The following is an 18254-nucleotide window of genomic DNA, read 5'->3' on the forward strand; positions in this document are numbered from 1 at the left end:
CTATATTTATCCTATGGAAAACATGAAAATGGATAGAAGTAGGGTTACCAAGTCTTCTTTTGAAGAAGCAGACAATCATGTCAATTTTTATGATGATAAAACGCCGAGAGAGAGGCTTGAGGCAGCTTATTACATTATAAAGCATGTTTTTCAAATAGACGAAAATTATAAAATGGATAAAACGATAACCTACGCAAGAAAACATGCCAAATCTGTTTAATCCTGATTTTTTAGATTTTTTAAAACTATTAGATAAATACAAGGTTAGCTATTTATTGGTGGGCGGCTATGCGGTTATTCTTCATGGCTATGTTAGAAGTACAGGTGATTTAGACCTATGGATAAATAAGTCACCCGATAATTATGATAAACTTAAAAAAGTATATTTTGAGTTCGGTGCTCCAATTTTTCCTTTTGAAGAATTCTTGAATGATAAATTTGATGTTTGGGGAATTGGAGCTGAGCCATCGAAAATAGAGATTTTAACTCATGTTGATGGGTTAACTTTTGAAGATAGTTATCAAAATTGTGTTTATTATGATTTAAATACCTTTAAAGTTCCTTATATAGACTTGGACGATTTAATTATAAACAAGACAGCTTCAGGACGATATAAAGACTTAGCGGATATTGAACAATTAAAGAAGAAAAAGGAATAAAATGCCTCAAGACATTACCATAAAAATCATTGATCGTGACGGAATACCTCACGAAGTGCAAGCCCCCACCGATATGAACATGAATCTCATGGAGTTGGTGCGGGCGTATGAATTGGCCCCCGAAGGAACGATTGGTGTTTGTGGCGGGATGGCCATGTGTGCCTCCTGTCAGTGTTATGTCTTGAACGACATCGCATTACCTGAAAAAAATCCCGATGAAGAGGCCATGTTGTGGGAAGCCTACAACGTCAAAGACAACAGCCGATTGGGGTGTCAAATTCACATCACGCCCGAAATTGACGGTTTGGCTATTGAATTGGCCCCTTATGCTTAAGGTTCAAGTCCAAGTTTAGGCAAAACTATCGGCAACAATCGCTCTACAAATCGCGTGTAGGCTAAGGTGGAGGGATGTAGGCCATCTTGTGCGACCAAAGCCGGTTGCTGCAACCCGAGTTGGGTGATATCGGTAATGTATACAAAACTGATTTGTTGGCTTGCACAATAATCGGAGGCAAACTGGTTGTAGGTTTGCAGTGCCGCCGAAATCGTAGTATTTCCGTTCCCAAAAGGGGTAAACGCATAATCGGGAATCGAGAGAACCACCACTTTATTTCGATCGCCTCCCGCTTTTTCGACTGCTTTTTGAACCAGTTCGGGGAAATCATTTTCATAAAAACTAAACGGCATGTTTTGGTATTGGTTGTTCACTCCAATCAAAAGGGTAACCAAGTCAAATGTATTGGGCGGATTGGTTTGATTGATCGCATTTTTGAGTTGTGGAGTAGTCCATCCCGTTTGGGCAATGATTTGCACCTCTGAAAGTCCGTTGCCGCGGCGGGCATTAATGCTATCGCGAAGTTGTGTCGGGAAATTACAGGTACTACAAACCGATTCGCCTTTGGTGTAGCTATCGCCTAAGGCTAGGATTTTGAGCACACGCGTATCGGGCGGGGTGTTCACTTCTTTCTCGGAAGAACAGCTCACCAATATAAGAAGTAAGCCAACGAAACTCCATCTACCCCATTGTTTCATGAGCTGTAATTTTAAACGCAACTTGCTTTTTCTATCACCATCTCCTCAATAGCATCCCATAAACCAAGGCGTTTTTCCAAGGCTTGTTGAGAAACTTCGAGTACTTCATTCCATTTGGTTACACTGTCACCGCAAAGTTCTGTAATCATTTGCATCGCCATCGGACCGTGTTCATCGCCATCCAATTCGATATGACGCTCAAAGTAATAAATTAGTTTAGACAAGTCGCTTTGCGGGAAATTTTGTTGGAAATTCTTTAAAATTTCGGTAAACATATTCGGAATCAAATCCTCTCTCCCAAACGTAAAAGCCGCTGCAATTTTGTGTGCTTTCCCTTCTTCAATGACCCGAAACGTAAAGTCTAAAAAAGCACGTACATTAGGATGCACTTCGGCATGTTTGATCGAAACAAAGATGTTTTGTGTCTTTTGAATATCCTCCAAAAAGCGATGTACCGCGAGTGTATTGGCTCCACATTGATTCATGGCGTCAAGGTACATTTCAAAATGACTTTGCCTTTTCCCATCCATGGCAAGGTCTGTTTCCTCAGCCACGACAATTTCATTGATCAAATAACGCACCTCGGGATTGCCTACAGGTAACCATGGTGTTGTGGTGCAGGTGAGTTGCTGTTGCAGCGCTTTTAACAACGACATAAAATCCCAAACCGCATACACATGGTGTTCTAAGAAACAGTGTAAATCGTCAAGGGTTCGTATTTTATCGTATAGCGGATGCTCGAGTAATCTATTTTTCAACGGTTGTAAAACACCGTTTATATCTGAAATATGCATAGTATTTTTTTGTAAAAATAAAAAGGCTTCTCCAATACAAAAAGTATTTTATATCAATTTTATTTATTGTTTGATTTTTTTGGAAAGGTAATTCCAACCCTTACGAGATTCTTTCTAAAGCGTTGGCTTAAATACAGTATTTTATCTAGACGTGAGATGTTAATTTTATTTTAAAACACTACATTATTCATTCTTAATTGTATTTTTAACCAACTAAACTTACAAACATGAACCACCAATTTTTCAAAGTTTTTGTATTGCTTTTACTTTTTTTCAGTATAGAAACCAACGCTCAGAAAAAAGATAAAAATACGACTCCACCCGCGCAAGAGGTTAAGAAACCTGAAGGGAAGAAAGAGCCAAAGCCCTATAAAAAAGTCATCGATTCAACAGCCATTACTCAAAAAGGGCTAATTGATGTGCATAAAGTTGCAGACAAATACTTGTTTGAAATTCCGAACACCCTTATCGGAAAAGAAATCATGACCACCACACGGTATTCAAAAACGCCCGCTGGAGGTGGAATTTTTGGAGGTGAGGAAGTCAATCGCCAGGTCGTTCGTTTTGAAAAAGGGATGAATAACACGATTATTTTGCGTTCCATCACCTATGTGATCATGGCCAAAGAGGAAGATAAACCCATTACCCAATCGGTGCGAAATTCTAGTGCTGATCCCATCATTGGAATTTATGACATTTTAGCCTACAAAAAAGACGAAGGAGGCAAAGAAAATGTGGCCAGTGTTATTGACATGACACCCACTTTTGAAGCCGATGTGCAAACATTTTCTTTGGACCCCATCAAAAAACAATTGTTAAGCATCCAAGCGTTTCAAAAAGATAAATCGTTTATTCAATTTGTAAAAAGTTTTCCGATCAATACCGAAATTCGGACAACGAAAACGTTTACCACAGTGGCGCCTCAAATTTCTAGAAACCCTACCCCCAAAATAGGCGTTGATTTGCCCGCAGGTTTAGATGCCGGGGTGGTGACGATGGAATTGAATACCTCTTTTATCTTATTGCCCGAAAAGCCTATGCGCAAGCGTACTTTTGATAAACGGGTAGGGTATTTTGCCAACCGATATAGTGTTTTTGAAGAAGAATCGCATAAAGCCGACACCGATATTTTTGCGGTTCGCTGGCGGTTGGAACCCAAAAATGAGGAAGACGCTCAAAAACAAAAACGAGGCGAGTTGATCGAACCCTTGAAGCCTATTGTCTATTATATTGATCCCGCAACCCCTGAAAAGTGGAAACCCTTCATTAAACAAGGGATTGACGATTGGCAAGTTGCCTTTGAAGGCGCTGGGTGGAAGAATGCCATCCGTGGTGAATATTGGCCCGAAAATGACCCAACCATGAGTTTGGAAGACGCCCGTTTTTCGGTATTACGCTATTTTGCTGCCGATATCCAAAATGCCTACGGTCCGAACGTGCACGACCCAAGAACAGGAGAAATCATGGAAAGTCATATCGGCTGGTACCATAATATTATGAGTTTGTTACGCGATTGGTATCTCATTCAAACCGCCGCTGTCGACCCGAAAGCACGAAATAAAAAGTTTGACGATCAGTTAATGGGTGAACTCATTCGTTTTGTGGCCGCTCACGAAGTGGGGCATACGCTTGGCTTACGGCACAATATGGGAGCAAGCAATGCCACACCGGTGGAAATGTTGCGAAATCCTGAATACCAAAAGAAAAACGGACACACTTCTTCCATTATGGATTATGCTCGATTTAATTATGTAGCACAACCGGGCGATGGGGTCACCGATTTATTCCCAAGAATTGGGGATTACGATAAATGGGCCATCAAATGGGGGTATACCTATTTTCCAGATGCCAAATCAGAAGAGGAAGAAAAAGCTTTGCTCAATGAAATGACTAAAGAAGCCTACAAAAATCGCCGACTTTGGTTTGGAACCGAAACCAGTCCTTTTGACCCGCGTTATCAAACGGAAGACTTGGGCGATAATGCGATGAAAGCTTCCGAATATGGGATTAAAAATCTTAAATTTATTTTACCCAATCTCATCGAATGGAGTAAAGAAAAAGGGGAAGATTATTCCGAATTAGAGGACATGTATACCGCTTTGGTGGGTCAGTTTAGACGTTATATGGGGCATGTGACTAAAAATGTGGGCGGAATTTATGAAACGCCAAAGACCTATGATATGCAAGGGAATGAATACGAAACCGTTCCATCAAGTATTCAAAATGAAGCGGTAGATTTTTTGAATAAGCAATTGTTTAAAACCCCAACCTGGTTGTTGGATCAAAATATCTTGGCAAAAGTTACTCCCGATAAAGGTGTTGAATTGATTCGAAGCATTCAAGACGGAACGCTTTCCAGTTTATTGTCGTTGGATCGCATGGCACGTTTGATGGAGACCGCTTCGTTAGGGAAAGAAAATTATTCGGTAGACGAACTGATGAGCGATTTAAAAAGCGGGATTTTCTCGGAACTAAAGTCCAATGCACCCATAGATGTCTACCGCAGAAATTTGCAAAAAGGGTTTGTTTCCAAATTAATTGATGCCATTAAATTAGAAAGAAGTGCAGTGGCCAATTTTAACGGTAGACGCATCGTGATGGTGGATACTGATTTGCCTTCTATTGCTCGTGGCCATTTAATGGAGTTGAAAAATCAATTGAAAGTGGCCAATGCCTCCACAACCGATCGTTTGAGTAAATTCCATATCGCTGATTTAATCGCTAGAATTGATCAGGCGTTGAATCCAAATTAAGCCCTTAAGGGTACAAAAAAAATGCTTCACGACTGGTGAAGCATTTTTTGTATGTAAAGAATTTTATTTTTATTTAAATGCGGGTATTCCCGTGATATCAGCCCCAGTGATTAATAAGTGGATGTCATGCGTTCCTTCATAAGTAATCACCGATTCTAAATTCATGCTGTGACGCATAATTGAATATTCTCCTGTGATTCCCATACCACCTAAAATTTGTCGGGCCTCACGCGCAATATTGATCGCCATATCCACATTATTTCTTTTGGCCATAGAAATTTGAGCTGTAGTCGCTTTTCCTTCATTTCTCAAAACCCCTAAACGCCAAGTTAATAATTGTGCTTTCGTGATTTCAGTAATCATTTCGGCCAATTTTTTTTGTTGCAACTGATAGGCTGCAATGGGTTTGTCAAACTGAATGCGCTCTTTTGCATAGCGCAAAGCGGTGTCATAACAGTCCATCGCAGCGCCAATCGCTCCCCAAGCAATTCCATAACGCGCCGAATCCAAACAGCCTAGCGGTGCACCCAATCCGGATTTGTTGGGTAATAAATTTTCTTTAGGAACTTTTACATTGTCAAAAATCAATTCTCCCGTTGCCGAAGCGCGTAACGACCATTTGTTGTGTGTTTCGGGAGTAGAAAACCCTTCCATACCGCGTTCTACGATTAATCCGTGTATGCGACCTTCTTCATTTTTTGCCCAAACCACGGCGATATCCGCAAATGGGGCATTGGAAATCCACATCTTGGCACCATTCAACAAATAATGGTCGCCCATGTCTTTGAAGTTAGTCACCATCCCGCCCGGATTCGATCCAAAATCGGGTTCAGTCAATCCAAAACAACCCATCATTTCACCCGTCGCCAACTTGGGAAGGTATTTCATGCGTTGTGCTTCATTTCCGTATTTCCAAATGGGATACATCACTAAAGACGATTGCACCGACGAAGTTGAACGCACTCCAGAGTCTCCGCGTTCAATCTCTTGCATGATCAAACCATACGAAATTTGATCCAATCCGGCACCACCATATTCAACGGGAATGTAGGGGCCAAAACCACCAATTTCACCCAAACCTTTGATGATTTGTGTGGGGAATTCAGCACGTTGTGCGTAGTCCTCAATGATCGGGGAAACTTCGCGTTTTACCCAAGCACGGGCCGCCTCACGTACCAATTTATGTTCGTCTGTCAATAAATCATCCAACAAATAGTAGTCGGGAGCTTGAAATAAGTCTGGTTTCATGTGTTTGTTTGTTGTTGACGGACTTACCGTCGGTTTGTTACTTTACGAAAACGTTTGCAAATTTAACAAAACGCCTTTCAGAATAAAACGAACAACTGTTATTTTTTGAAGCTTTTTCCTGCTTTTTCCTGAACTTGCCTTCCGGTGAATGAAGGTCTCCCTCCTCGCGTCGGGAGGATGCCGCTTTCACCTAGGCTAGGGCCTGGGAGCTACAATAATTGTTTGCGCTTGAAATGCCTTCTTTTTTTGCAGAAAAAACTCCGTCAATTCCAAACCATTCTCCCGTGCCAACAGGGTTTGCAGTTGAGGATCTTCCATACAAAACTTTAAAAATGGCACTTTTTCTTCGGGCTTTAAGCGTAAGGTTGTCGTCCAGTAATCTTCTGTAAAATGACGATCTATAAATTGGTCGAGGGATTCGGCGTTGGCTGTAGGTTCTTCTTTTTTCTTTTTAAACAGTTTCCCGATACCTTTAAATAAGGATACAAAATCAAAATTCACCCCATAAGGCATAGATCCGTCATATACTCCTGTGTACGAGCGCATTTCCTCTTTTTTAATTTCCGCCAACCGTTGCTCGCCAGGACTGACACTCACGTTGACATTGTTTAAATTGTCGACAGCCACTTCATCCAATTGAATCGCTTTGGGTGTAAGTTCAATATCATAGAGCCAAACGGTTTCACTCACAATAGTGATTTTTTTTATTTCAAAATCGGGGTGTACAATATAAAGTACATCATTTAACGCCACGTCAATAGAAAACGAACCGTCGGGCGCAGAAGTTGCATGTTTTTGTGTTCGGGTATTGGCAATATCGGCTTTTGCAATCCCCATTTCTTGCGAGCGCAAAGTGCCCTGAATGCGAAAACTCTGCCCCACAGCATCGGAGAAAGCAAAGAGAAGGAATAAGATACCGAGAGCCGTTTTCATAAGAGAAAGGTTAGTACAACGAAGGTACAAATTCCCTAAGTGCTCCTGTTCCAAAATTTTGTTAATTCTAGGAAATATCTAGTATCGCCTTATTTTTTATCCAAATAAAAATCGTTGGTAAGGGCGCGATAGGCATCGGTATAACGGTGGCGATCGAGTTCGATAACCATACTGTCGGTAGTCAGGGAACGATGTTCTCGTGAAAAGGCAAGAAGACTGCGTTTTACAGGGCTAGTGGGGGTGCCTTGAACGCGGGTGATTTTAAAAGGATACAATTCGTTTTCACAAGCCAAATCAATAACACGTTCCTCCTCTTTGGAAGGAATGATTAGCGCAAGCACTCCAAACTCCGAAAGAAGAATGCCCGCGGCTTCCATGATGTCTTCAAAAGGCAACGATTGATTTTGACGGGCACGATCGCGATATTCATTGCCCGAAGAAACGGTTTCAGCATAAAACGGTGGATTGGAAACAATCAAATCGTATGCTTCGTCTTGCAATTCCTCCATAAAATCGTCCAGCGAGGCATGAAAACAAAACAAACGGTCGTTCCAAGGGGAGTTTTCAAAATTTTCAACAGCTTGTTCAAAAGCATTGGCATCGATTTCAAGGGCTTCAATCTGTTCGGCGGCACTCCGTTGGGCCAGCATCAATGCAATAAGTCCGGTGCCAGTTCCAATGTCCAAAATCGAAAACGGATGGTGATCTATAGGCGTCCAAGCTCCTAAGAGTACCCCGTCGGTGCCCACTTTCATGGCACAGCGGTCTTGTTCAATGGTGAATTGTTTAAATTGAAACATAGGGGTAAAAATTCAATTTTATAAAATCCAATAGTTTAAATTTCAAAATCCAATGGAAAAATTCCAATATTTTAAATTCCAATATTTTAAATTCCAAATTCCAAATTCCAATATTCTAAATTCCAAATATTCCGAATTCCAAAAATGGAGAAATTTCAAATTTCAAAATTAGGTAGAACTTTTGGATATAATCGAGGAAAATATTTTTCTTAATTCATCGGCTTCTTTCAATAATGAATGAGCGTTTTCAGTACAATCAGGATTCAAATCTTGGAGTAATCGAATCCAATATTTCGATTCTTTTGCTTCTTTTCGGGATACTTTTATTCGAAATAAAAAATCTTTAACGCTAAGTTTTTCATTTGCTTCAATATAATTCGCCCCCACCGAACCCGATGAACGAACGAGTTGTCTCCCATCTTCTAAGTTTGAAATAGTTTTGGGAATTTTTTGGACATATATCCGACAGTTTTTTGCAAATAAATATGTTCTTTCTTCCAAGTCATAAGGTTTATTCATACAATGGTTGATTGGCGTTTATAATATTGGTATTTTTCTATTGGAATTCGGCATTTAAAATATTGTAATTTGTAATTTTCCTATTGGAATTTAGTTTGTAAGTTTTTGGAATTTGGCATTTAAAATATTGGAATTTGGCATTTAAAATTTTGGAATTTAATATTTTAGGTTTTGGAATTTGTAATTTTACTACTGGAATTTAGTTTTTAAGTTTTTGGAATTTGTAATTTTCCTATTGGAATTTAGTTTGTAAGTTTTTGGAATTTGGCATTTAAAATATTGGAATTTAGTATTTTAGGTTTTGGAATTTGTAATTTTCCTATTGGAATTTAGTTTGTAAGTTTTTGGAATTTGGCATTTAAAATATTGGAATTTAGTTTGTAAGTTTTGGAATTTGGCATTTAAAATATTGGAATTTAGTATTTTAGGTTTTGGAATTTGTAATTTTCCTATTGGAATTTAGTTTTTAAGTTTTTGGAATTTGGCATTTAAAATATTGGAGTTTAGTATTTTAGGTTTTAGAATTTGTAATTTTACTATTGGAATTTAGTTTTTAAGTTTTTAGAATTTGGCATTTAAAATATTGGAATTTAGTTTTTGGAATTTGACATTTAAAACATTGGAATTTAGCATTTTATGTTTTGGAATTTGTAATTTTACTATTGGAATTTACTACAAGTACAAATCCACCAATCCCTCGGGCGTATTGAGTATGATTTTCTTTTGGGCGCGATTTACTTCAATAATGAAATCATCAATCATGGGAACAAGAATTTGGCGCGTATTCCATTCAATTTCAAAAAGAGGCTGGGCCGTCGTATCGTTTACGCCTACAATTTCGCCGATAGGGCCTAAGCGCTGATCCTCCACGGCAAACCCAATAATTTCATGGAAATAAAACTGATTTCCCTCAAGAGGAGGGAGCGCCGAAAGGGGAAGGTAAACTTCACTACCAAGAATTTCATCGGCCTCGGCTTCGGTATCGACGTCTTCAAACTTGACGCGGAGAAAATCTCCTTTGTGTAGTTGCGCTGTTTCAATAAAAAATGGAACCAGATTTTTGCCTAAATCGACAAAAACTGATTCCATATTTTCATATAATTCAGGTTGATCCGTATCTAAATAGAGAAGGACTTCCCCTTTGAAGCTAAATTTTTTTGCGATTTTGCCGAGATAGAAACAGTCTTTCTTACGCATTACCGCTTGATAACGAATTAGGCTTCTTTGCTAGTTTCTTCAGCAGCAGGCGCTTCTGGAGCTTCCTCAACCGCTGGAGTTTCTTCTGTCGCCACTTCAGCCACTACTTCTTCAGTAGCTACTTCCGCTGCTACTTCCGCTACTTCTTCTGTGGCTGCTTCAGCCTCAGCAGCTTTTAATGCTTCTTCTGCAGCTTTAGCGCGTTTTTCGTTAATTTCTTTTTCAGCTTTCAATGCTTTTGCTTTAGCATCATCTTTCGCTTTCGACAAACCGTCTTTTTTAGCATTTACTTTGTTCGCTTTTTCTTCCAACCAAGCGGCTAATTTAGCATCGGCTTGCTCTTGCGTCAAAGCGCCCTTACGAACACCACCATCCAAGTGATGCTTCAATAAAGCCCCTTTGTACGATAAAATAGCACGCGCAGTGTCTGTAGGTTGTGCACCATTGTGTAACCACTGTACTGCTTTGTCTAAGTGCAATTCTACTGTTGCAGGATTTGTGTTCGGATTGTAGATTCCAATTTTCTCTAAGAATTTACCATCTCTTTTGGCACGCGCATCGGCGGCTACAATCCAGTAAAAAGGCTTCCCTTTTTTACCATGTCTTTGTAATCTAATTTTTACTGACATAATCGAATGATTTGTTTATGGGGTACACGACCCCGGTTATTGAGGGCGCAAATATACAAAACATTTTAATTCAAATTACTCGAACTCAAAAAAATAAGCTTGTCCGATAAAAACCATAAAAAATAGGGTATAATTCCTTAAAAAAACTATTTTTGTATTACAATTATCGAATAATTACATACATGAAAAATTTAATTGCCCTATTTCTAGTTGTGTTGACTTTTTCTTCTTGTTCAGAAGAAATTAAATTTAACGATCCAGGTTTTCAAGCCTATCGCGATGGCATTTTATTTCGAGGAATTGATGTAAAGGCCTATAAATCAGCTTCTACCAACGCTATTCGTTTTGTAGCATTGGCTGAAGATGAAGAAGTGGAACTACGGATTGCAAACGGAAATCCGGGTACTTATTTCTTTGGTACCTCAAATACGGGAATCAAAGCGACGTATCAATCTTCGTTCAACGACATTGAATTGGCGTATGAAACCAAAATCATCAACGGACCTGTAGCCAATATCGCTTCTGGAATCGTAGCTGGAGGTTCAGGGTATGCCGCCAATTGTACTACAGTAGCGGGGGTTGTCACGTGTAGCGGTTCTTATCCTACAACTGGCGGAAGTGGTAGTGGCCTCACAGTTTCATTGTCTACGAATGCTGCAGGGGCTATCACAGCGGCACGCGTTGCGTCACCTGGAAATGGGTACAAAGCGGGCGATGTAATTACTGTTGTAGGCGGTAATGGACTTGGGCGTGTTCGCGTACTTAATGTAGAAGGTAGTAATGGCGAGATTAAAATTACCCAAAACAATGGAACCATCATCTCGGGAGAATTTAAATTTAATGCGGTACAAACCACTACAAATCCTTTAGGAGGTGACTTGGTGAATTTCCAATACGGGACCTTTTATCAAATTCCTATTTTCCCAGAACCCTAAGGGTCAAAATTTCACAATTTTTAGAAAGCTGTCTTTTAACGAGACAGCTTTTTTGTTGATAACTATTCCTTGAATCTTCTCAGGCGAAAGTGTATTTTTGAAACAAAAGGCAAGGTGTTTTTAGGCCTTAAAAAGCGACTATGTATTTAATTTTTGATACCGAAACGACGGGATTACCACGCAATTGGGCCGCTCCCATTACGGATACCGATAATTGGCCAAGAGCCGTGCAAATTGCTTGGCAGTTGCATGATGAATGGGGGAATCTCATCGACAACCAAGATTATTTGGTGATTCCCGAAGGCTATGACATTCCGTATGATGCCGAACGGGTTCATGGTATTTCGACTGAGTTGGCCCATAAATATGGGGTAGCGTTACGCGAAATGCTACTGAAATTCAATGCCGCATTGGCCCAAACCAAATTTATTGTAGGGCAAAACGTTGGTTTTGATGTCAATATTATGGGGTGCGAGTTTCATCGCGCTGGAATTCCCACGGCATTATCTCAACTCCCCGTTTTGGATACGTGTACTGAAGTTACCGCAGGTTTGTTGCAACTTCCCGGCGGTCGCGGTGGACGTTATAAGCTGCCCACGCTAACCGAGTTACACGAATACCTTTTTGGAGAACCTTTTGGAGAAGCCCACAATGCCACCGCCGACGTAGAAGCGACAACGCGTTGTTTCTTGGAGTTAATTCGACGCGAAATTTTCACCAAAACCGAACTTGGTGTTACGTCCGACTATTTTCAGCAATTTAAAACGCGAAATCCTCAGCCCATTCCACCGATTGGCTTGACCCATTTAAACCTGAAAAAGGAATCAGAGGAACTTCGCAAAAAAGCCAGTCCCCCCCAAGCTGTACCAATTTCTCATCAAGATATCGCCCAAGGTCAGGCTGAAATGGCGACGGTCGACTTCGTGCATTTGCACAACCATACGCAATTCTCCGTACTGCAGTCGACCATTTCAGTAAAAGATTTGGTACAAGCCGCCGTGCAACACAAAATGCCTGCCGTGGCCATGACCGATATCGGCAATATGATGGGCGCCTTTCACTTTGTGCGGGATGTTATGGCGCATAATAAAACCGCCAAACAAAAAAATGAACAAGCGCTAGAAGCGGGGGAAACGCCATCAGAAACTTTACTCAAACCTATTGTAGGCTGCGAGTTTAACGTGTGTGATAACCACAAAGACCGATCCCGAAAGGACAACGGGTATCAGGTGGTTTTTTTAGCCAAAAACAAACGTGGGTACCATAATCTGGCAAAAATGGCGTCTATCGCATACACTGCAGGTTTTTATTATGTCCCTCGAATAGATAAAGAGATAATTCAGCACTTCAAAGAGGATATTATTGTACTCACGGGAAGTTTGTATGGGGAAGTGCCTAGCAAAATCTTGAACGTTGGGTTGCATCAAGCCGAAGAAGCCTTACTCTGGTGGAAAGCGCAGTTTGGAGCAGATTTGTATATCGAACTCATGCGGCACCATCAAGAGGATGAAAATCGCGTGAACAGTGCATTAATTGATCTTTCACGCAAGCATCACATCAAAACCGTGGCGACCAATAATGTTTTTTATGTAAAAAAAGAAGACGCCAATGCCCACGATATTCTCTTGTGTGTGCGGGATGGGGAAAAGCAATCCACTCCTATTGGACGCGGCCGTGGCTACCGATTTGGATTGCCCAATCAGGAGTACTATTTCAAGTCGGGCGAAGAAATGAAACAGTTGTTTGCCGATTTTCCTGAAGCTATCACCAATATTGCTGAGGTAGTGGATAAAATTGAAATTTACGACCTCGCCCGTGAAGTGCTTTTGCCCAAATTTGAAATCCCTACGGAATTTGAAGACCCTTTAGATACAGCGGATGGAGGCAAACGAGGGGAAAATAATTATTTGCGTTTTCTAACCTATAAAGGAGCCGAAAAACGGTATCCAGAACTTACCGAAGAAATTCGCGATCGCCTCGATTTTGAGTTGGCGACGATCGAACGAACGGGTTATCCCGGGTACTTTTTGATTGTGCAGGATTTCATCGCCGAAGCCCGAAATATGGGAGTTTCTGTTGGACCAGGTCGTGGGTCGGCAGCGGGAAGTGCTGTAGCGTATTGTTTGGGTATTACAAATATCGATCCTATCGAATACGATTTGCTTTTTGAGCGTTTCTTGAATCCGGATCGGGTGTCCATGCCCGATATCGATATTGATTTTGATGATGAAGGACGAAGTAAAGTCATGGATTATGTGATTCAAAAATACGGTTCCAATCAAGTGGCACAAATCATTACCTACGGGACCATGGCCGCTAAGTCGTCGGTACGCGATACCGCGCGAGTGCTCGATTTACCGTTATTTGAAGCCGATAAAATTGCCAAATTGATTCCGAACAACCTGAATTTGGCCAAAATTTTCTCCTTGGAAAATGACAAACTCAAGGCTGCTCTTCGTGCGGATGAATTTGATAAAGTCAAAGAGCTTATTGAATTGGCCAATGGGGGTGACCTCAGTTCCGAAACCATCCAACAGGCGAAAGTATTGGAGGGAAATTTAAGAAATACAGGGATTCACGCTTGTGGAGTAATCATCACCCCAAGCGATATTACCGATTATGTTCCCGTGGCGACGGCCAAGGATTCGGACCTGTTTGTGACTCAATTTGACAACTCGGTCGTGGAAAGTGCAGGGCTGTTGAAAATGGACTTTTTGGGGTTGAAGACCCTTACCTTGATCAAGGATACGTGTAAGTTGGTGAAATACCGCACGGGTATCGAACTCGATCCGGATACCTTTCCGATTGATGATGTGAAGACCTATGAGTTGTTCCAACGCGGGGAAACGGTGGGGATTTTTCAATACGAATCGCCCGGAATGCAAAAGTATATGAAGGAATTGAAGCCCACGGTTTTTGGGGATTTAATTGCGATGAATGCCTTATATCGTCCGGGACCGTTGGAGTATATTCCTTCCTTTATTCGGCGTAAAAATGGGGAAGAGCCGATCACATATGACTTGGATGCTTGCGAAGAATATTTAAAAGAAACCTACGGAATTACCGTTTACCAAGAGCAGGTAATGTTGCTGTCGCAAAAGTTAGCCAACTTCTCGAAAGGGGACGCCGACGTTTTGCGGAAAGCAATGGGTAAAAAACAAAAAGATGTTTTGAATAAAATGAAATCCAAGTTCATCGACCAAGCGGTGGCCAACGGACATAATGCGGAAAAACTAGATAAAATTTGGAAAGACTGGGAAGCGTTTGCGAGTTATGCCTTCAACAAATCGCATTCCACTTGTTATGCTTGGGTGGCCTATCAAACCGCTTATCTCAAAGCGCATTATCCGGCTGAATATATGGCCGCAGTACTTTCCAACAACATGAATGATATCAAACAAGTTTCGTTTTTTATGGAGGAGTGTAAACGCATGGGCTTGAAAGTATTGGGCCCCGATGTGAACGAGTCCTTCTATAAATTCACCGTAAACGAAGACTATGCCGTGCGTTTTGGAATGGGCGCGATTAAAGGTGTGGGTCAAGGGGCTGTTGATACGATAGTGGCACAACGAAAAGACGGGAAATACCGCTCTATTTTTGATTTGGCAAAGCGTATTGATTTGCGTGCGGCCAACAAAAAAGCTTTCGAAAATTTAGCCTTGGCCGGCGGCTTCGATGGCTTTGAAACAACCCATCGTGCGCAGTATTTTCACCATGATGGCGATGGGATTACTTTTCTGGAAAAAGCGATTCGATACGGCGCAAAGTTTCAAGAAAACGAAAATTCGGCACAAGTCAGTCTTTTTGGAGAAGCGAGTGAAATTCAAATAGCCGAACCCCAAATACCGCCTTGTGAAGAATGGACCACTATGGCTAAGTTGGCTCGGGAGAAAGAGGTGGTTGGGATCTATATTTCGGGCCATCCCTTGGATGATTACCGTTTTGAAATGAAGTATTTCTGCAATGTACGCTTGGAACATTTGAAGCAGCTCGAGCCCTTGGTCAATAAAACGCTAACTTTTGGTGGGATTGTGACCAATGTGCAGTTTAAAACAGGGAAAAACGGGAAAGATTGGGCCATGTTTACTTTAGAAGGGTACGACGAAAACCATGAGTTCCGCATTTTTGATGAAGAGTATTTAAAATTCCGTCACTTTTTAGTCAACAATCAGTTTGTATTTTTTAAAGTGTTGGTTCGAGAAGGCTGGGTGAATCGAGAGACGGGTAAAAAATCTGACCCTCGAATTACCTTCCAAGATGCTAAATTGTTGGCCGATGTACTGCCTACGTTTGCCAAAAAACTGGTCATACAAATGAACATCCAAGAGTTGCATCAAGCGATGATCACCCAATTGAATTCCTTATTTCAAGCGCATAAAGGCGAACATCCAATAAGCTTTGAGGTGATGGAAATTGAACGGGTGAAAAAGAAAGCAGAAGCCCTCATCAAATCGGTTGAAGCACCTGCAGTTGAGGGTGATGAAACGTTGGAGGACAGTGAGGCCTTTGTCAATGAATTACCGGCCGATACCGAGGAACTTCGCGTCGTCACGCATTTGGCCATGCCAAGTCGTAAGGTGAAAATTAAAATTTCAAGAGATTTGTTGAGTGAATTAGAAAAAATGCAACTCAACTTTAAATTGAATTAGTATTGTTTTCACCAATTAAAAAATAACTAAAAGTAATCTTAATGTCGATGGCGGGCCCATAGATTTGGTTATCTTTGTGCTTAAAAAAAAAAAAAAATAACTTAAATAAGAATATCATGGCATTAGCAATTACCGATGCTACCTTTGAAGAAGTAGTATTGCAATCTGATAAACCGGTTTTGGTTGATTTTTGGGCAGCTTGGTGCGGTCCGTGTCGTATGGTGGGTCCGGTTATCGATGAAATTTCATCTGAATATGAGGGCAAAGCTGTGGTTGGTAAAGTCGATGTAGACGCCAATCAAGAGTTTGCTGCCAAGTACGGTGTGCGTAACATTCCTACCGTTTTGGTGTTTCAAAATGGGGAAGTCGTAGGACGACAAGTAGGAGTAGCTCCGAAGAAAACCTACACCGATGCAATCGATGCGTTATTATAACGGATATACGAAAGTGAATGAAAAAGCCCGATGTTTACGTCGGGCTTTTTTTTATCTTTGAACGTATGAAGATTGAACAAGAAAAAGAACTTATCTCGGGTTTTAAGCACTTGGAACTATTGGCCAACCAAGTCGTGGAGGGGTTTATTTCAGGGATGCATAAATCGCCTTTTCATGGATTTTCTGCCGAATTTGCCGAGCATAAGGTGTATAATAAAGGCGAAAGCACAAAACATATCGATTGGAAGTTGTATGCCAAAACCGATCGGTTGTATACCAAGCGCTTTGAAGAGGAAACCAATTTACGATGTCATTTGATTTTAGATAACTCCTCGTCGATGCATTATCCGAAGTTGACGTCGGGGCAACCGTTTTATCAGCAAAAAATTGGATTTTCAGTTTTAGCCGCGGCTGTTTTGATGAATTTATTGAAAAAACAACGCGATGCGGTGGGTTTAAGTGTGTTTTCGGACACCTATGAATATTACGCTCCCGAAAAAGGATCCGATCGCCACCATCGGATGCTTTTGGCACAATTGGAAGGCATGTTGGATGATCCTAAAGTGGCCAAACCTACGGATACCATTACGTTATTACATCAAATTGCCGAAAAATTGCACCGTCGCTCTATGGTAATTTTGTTTACCGATATGTTTCAAAACGAGCCTCAAGAAAAGTTATTCAATGCTTTGCAACACTTGAAGCACAACAAGCACAAGGTGGTGGTGTTTCATGTGGTTGATGAAGCGACCGAATTGCATTTTGATTTTGACAATCATCCTCGAAAATTTGTTGATGTAGAAACGGGTGAAGTCATCAATGTGTTTGCCGATTCGTTGCAAAATGCCTATCAAAATCAGGTGGAAACCTACTTTAAATCGCTGTCATTGGCCTGCGCACAGAATAAAATTAAGTACGTTCCTGTCAATGTAGGCGCGGATTTTGAGAAAATTTTGACCACTTATTTGGTTGAAAAACAAATGTTTGGTTAGGCCTTTAGAAAATATTTTTAAATTTTAAAGCAAAACGTTTGCAAAACTGAAATTTGGACGTATATTTGCATCCGCAATAAAGCAAGGTTTGGTAGTTCAGTTGGTTAGAATACATGCCTGTCACGCATGGGGTCGCGGGTTCGAGTCCCGTCCAGACCGCTACATTGGGAAAAGCGCTCCGTTACACGGAGCGCTTTTTTGCCCAAAAAAGCATTCCAATGATGCTTCTTTTTTATAGGAAGCACATTTACAATAGTTGTGTTGTTTCGTCTCGTGTAACAGCGAGACAGGTTTAGTAGTTAGACCAATGAAAAGCTTTTCCGATTTATTTCGGAATAGCTTTTTTGCTTTATAGCACATGCTAAGATGAGGAATTACGAGTGCTAGCGCTTTTTTTGCCACGAAGGCACGAAGGCATTAAAGTTATTAAGTTAGCGGACTGTGGCCGAGTTTTTTTACCGCAAAGACACGAAGTTTCCGCGAAGAACGCAAGGATTTAAGTTTGTAAAGAATCGCGGCCTATGGCCAGCTTAATTTTACTAAATAGTCATCCCTTAAAAAACAAATAACTGCCTGATTGTTATTTTATTACAATAAAATTTAGCTAGAAATAGATGATAATTATTGCCAAAAATGGTATATTTGAGTATAAAATAGTGGCAATATGTTAGGCAAAATAA

Annotated in this window: 16 protein-coding genes and 1 tRNA gene; 9 read left to right on the top strand and 8 right to left on the bottom strand. The window is 40.8% G+C overall.

The window, feature by feature from the left end:
* Nucleotides 1–13 precede the first annotated feature (13 nt).
* Genes O9316_RS06850 through O9316_RS06860 form a run of 3 tightly spaced genes read left to right on the top strand, consistent with a single transcriptional unit; the run spans nt 14 to nt 993 of the window.
* Nucleotides 14–220 (top strand): hypothetical protein, encoded by a 207-nt coding sequence (locus O9316_RS06850; protein ID WP_298204316.1) that lies wholly within the window; start codon nt 14–16, stop codon nt 218–220.
* Nucleotides 204–659 (top strand): DUF6036 family nucleotidyltransferase, encoded by a 456-nt coding sequence (locus O9316_RS06855; protein WP_298204317.1) that lies wholly within the window; start codon nt 204–206, stop codon nt 657–659. Before O9316_RS06850 ends, O9316_RS06855 begins: the two co-directional genes overlap by 17 nt.
* 1 nt (nt 660) lies before the next feature.
* Complete coding sequence (locus O9316_RS06860) at nt 661–993, top strand: 2Fe-2S iron-sulfur cluster-binding protein (RefSeq protein ID WP_298204318.1); 333 nt, start codon at nt 661–663, stop codon at nt 991–993.
* Here O9316_RS06860 and O9316_RS06865 read toward each other — a convergent pair.
* The gene (locus tag O9316_RS06865) at nt 990–1691 is read right to left on the bottom strand and encodes an SGNH/GDSL hydrolase family protein (RefSeq protein WP_298204319.1); all 702 of its coding nucleotides are present in this window, start codon (nt 1689–1691) and stop codon (nt 990–992) included. The two genes, O9316_RS06860 and O9316_RS06865, sit on opposite strands and share 4 nt — an antisense overlap.
* An 11-nt stretch (nt 1692–1702) precedes the next feature.
* Nucleotides 1703–2485, bottom strand: coding sequence for a DUF3050 domain-containing protein (locus tag O9316_RS06870; RefSeq protein WP_298204320.1), 783 nt, complete (start codon nt 2483–2485; stop codon nt 1703–1705).
* A gap of 227 nt (nt 2486–2712) precedes the next feature.
* Between O9316_RS06870 and O9316_RS06875 the strand changes: the two genes are divergently transcribed.
* Nucleotides 2713–5238 (top strand): zinc-dependent metalloprotease, encoded by a 2526-nt coding sequence (locus O9316_RS06875; RefSeq protein ID WP_298204321.1) that lies wholly within the window; start codon nt 2713–2715, stop codon nt 5236–5238.
* Between the two features lie 69 nt (nt 5239–5307).
* Here O9316_RS06875 and O9316_RS06880 read toward each other — a convergent pair whose 3' ends face one another.
* From O9316_RS06880 to O9316_RS06905, 6 genes are all read right to left on the bottom strand, one after another.
* Complete coding sequence (locus O9316_RS06880; RefSeq protein WP_073361043.1) at nt 5308–6486, bottom strand: acyl-CoA dehydrogenase family protein; 1179 nt, start codon at nt 6484–6486, stop codon at nt 5308–5310.
* Nucleotides 6487–6681: 195 nt separating this feature from the next.
* Nucleotides 6682–7419: a hypothetical protein gene (locus O9316_RS06885; RefSeq protein WP_298204322.1), complete on the bottom strand. Its 738-nt coding sequence runs from the start codon at nt 7417–7419 to the stop codon at nt 6682–6684.
* Between the two features lie 89 nt (nt 7420–7508).
* Nucleotides 7509–8219, bottom strand: coding sequence for a methyltransferase (locus tag O9316_RS06890; protein WP_298204323.1), 711 nt, complete (start codon nt 8217–8219; stop codon nt 7509–7511).
* 168 nt (nt 8220–8387) lie between these two features.
* Nucleotides 8388–8738, bottom strand: coding sequence for a four helix bundle protein (locus tag O9316_RS06895; RefSeq protein WP_298204324.1), 351 nt, complete (start codon nt 8736–8738; stop codon nt 8388–8390).
* A 672-nt stretch (nt 8739–9410) separates the two neighbouring features.
* Nucleotides 9411–9935, bottom strand: a complete 525-nt coding sequence (gene rimM / locus O9316_RS06900) for a ribosome maturation factor RimM (protein WP_297516966.1) — start codon at nt 9933–9935, stop codon at nt 9411–9413.
* 17 nt (nt 9936–9952) lie between these two features.
* The gene (locus tag O9316_RS06905) at nt 9953–10564 is read right to left on the bottom strand and encodes a 30S ribosomal protein S16 (RefSeq protein WP_298204326.1); all 612 of its coding nucleotides are present in this window, start codon (nt 10562–10564) and stop codon (nt 9953–9955) included.
* A gap of 182 nt (nt 10565–10746) precedes the next feature.
* Here O9316_RS06905 and O9316_RS06910 point away from each other — a divergent pair, with 182 nt between their 5' ends.
* The 5 genes from O9316_RS06910 to O9316_RS06930 all read left to right on the top strand — a co-directional run bounded on the left by O9316_RS06910 (nt 10747) and on the right by O9316_RS06930 (nt 17733).
* Nucleotides 10747–11499, top strand: a complete 753-nt coding sequence (locus O9316_RS06910) for a DUF6252 family protein (protein WP_298204327.1) — start codon at nt 10747–10749, stop codon at nt 11497–11499.
* A gap of 140 nt (nt 11500–11639) precedes the next feature.
* Nucleotides 11640–16148: a DNA polymerase III subunit alpha gene (gene dnaE / locus O9316_RS06915; RefSeq protein ID WP_298347080.1), complete on the top strand. Its 4509-nt coding sequence runs from the start codon at nt 11640–11642 to the stop codon at nt 16146–16148.
* 74 nt (nt 16149–16222) lie between these two features.
* On the top strand, nt 16223–16582 hold the full coding sequence (gene trxA / locus O9316_RS06920; RefSeq protein ID WP_298347082.1) for a thioredoxin: 360 nt from the start codon (nt 16223–16225) through the stop codon (nt 16580–16582).
* A gap of 65 nt (nt 16583–16647) precedes the next feature.
* A complete protein-coding gene (locus tag O9316_RS06925; RefSeq protein ID WP_298347084.1) occupies nt 16648–17574 on the top strand; it encodes a DUF58 domain-containing protein in 927 nt (308 codons plus the stop codon).
* An 85-nt stretch (nt 17575–17659) separates the two neighbouring features.
* Nucleotides 17660–17733 (top strand) — tRNA-Asp (locus tag O9316_RS06930).
* Nucleotides 17734–18254 lie beyond the last annotated feature (521 nt).

The organism is Flavobacterium sp. (genome assembly GCF_027533505.1).
In the GTDB taxonomy this organism is placed as follows: Bacteria; Bacteroidota; Bacteroidia; order Flavobacteriales; family Flavobacteriaceae; genus Flavobacterium.

Bases quoted from the DNA above. Each gene is read 5' to 3' on its own strand.
- O9316_RS06860 (WP_298204318.1), top strand. From the start codon at position 661: ATGCCTCAAGACATTACCATAAAAATCATTGATCGTGACGGAATACCT.
- O9316_RS06870 (WP_298204320.1), bottom strand. From the start codon at position 2,485: ATGCATATTTCAGATATAAACGGTGTTTTACAACCGTTGAAAAATAGA.
- O9316_RS06910 (WP_298204327.1), top strand. From the start codon at position 10,747: ATGAAAAATTTAATTGCCCTATTTCTAGTTGTGTTGACTTTTTCTTCT.
- O9316_RS06855 (WP_298204317.1), top strand. From the start codon at position 204: ATGCCAAATCTGTTTAATCCTGATTTTTTAGATTTTTTAAAACTATTA.
- O9316_RS06925 (WP_298347084.1), top strand. From the start codon at position 16,648: ATGAAGATTGAACAAGAAAAAGAACTTATCTCGGGTTTTAAGCACTTG.
- O9316_RS06875 (WP_298204321.1), top strand. From the start codon at position 2,713: ATGAACCACCAATTTTTCAAAGTTTTTGTATTGCTTTTACTTTTTTTC.
- O9316_RS06895 (WP_298204324.1), bottom strand. From the start codon at position 8,738: ATGAATAAACCTTATGACTTGGAAGAAAGAACATATTTATTTGCAAAA.
- rimM (WP_297516966.1), bottom strand. From the start codon at position 9,935: ATGCGTAAGAAAGACTGTTTCTATCTCGGCAAAATCGCAAAAAAATTT.
- O9316_RS06850 (WP_298204316.1), top strand. From the start codon at position 14: ATGGAAAACATGAAAATGGATAGAAGTAGGGTTACCAAGTCTTCTTTT.
- O9316_RS06890 (WP_298204323.1), bottom strand. From the start codon at position 8,219: ATGTTTCAATTTAAACAATTCACCATTGAACAAGACCGCTGTGCCATG.
- dnaE (WP_298347080.1), top strand. From the start codon at position 11,640: ATGTATTTAATTTTTGATACCGAAACGACGGGATTACCACGCAATTGG.
- O9316_RS06880 (WP_073361043.1), bottom strand. From the start codon at position 6,486: ATGAAACCAGACTTATTTCAAGCTCCCGACTACTATTTGTTGGATGAT.
- O9316_RS06885 (WP_298204322.1), bottom strand. From the start codon at position 7,419: ATGAAAACGGCTCTCGGTATCTTATTCCTTCTCTTTGCTTTCTCCGAT.
- O9316_RS06905 (WP_298204326.1), bottom strand. From the start codon at position 10,564: ATGTCAGTAAAAATTAGATTACAAAGACATGGTAAAAAAGGGAAGCCT.
- O9316_RS06865 (WP_298204319.1), bottom strand. From the start codon at position 1,691: ATGAAACAATGGGGTAGATGGAGTTTCGTTGGCTTACTTCTTATATTG.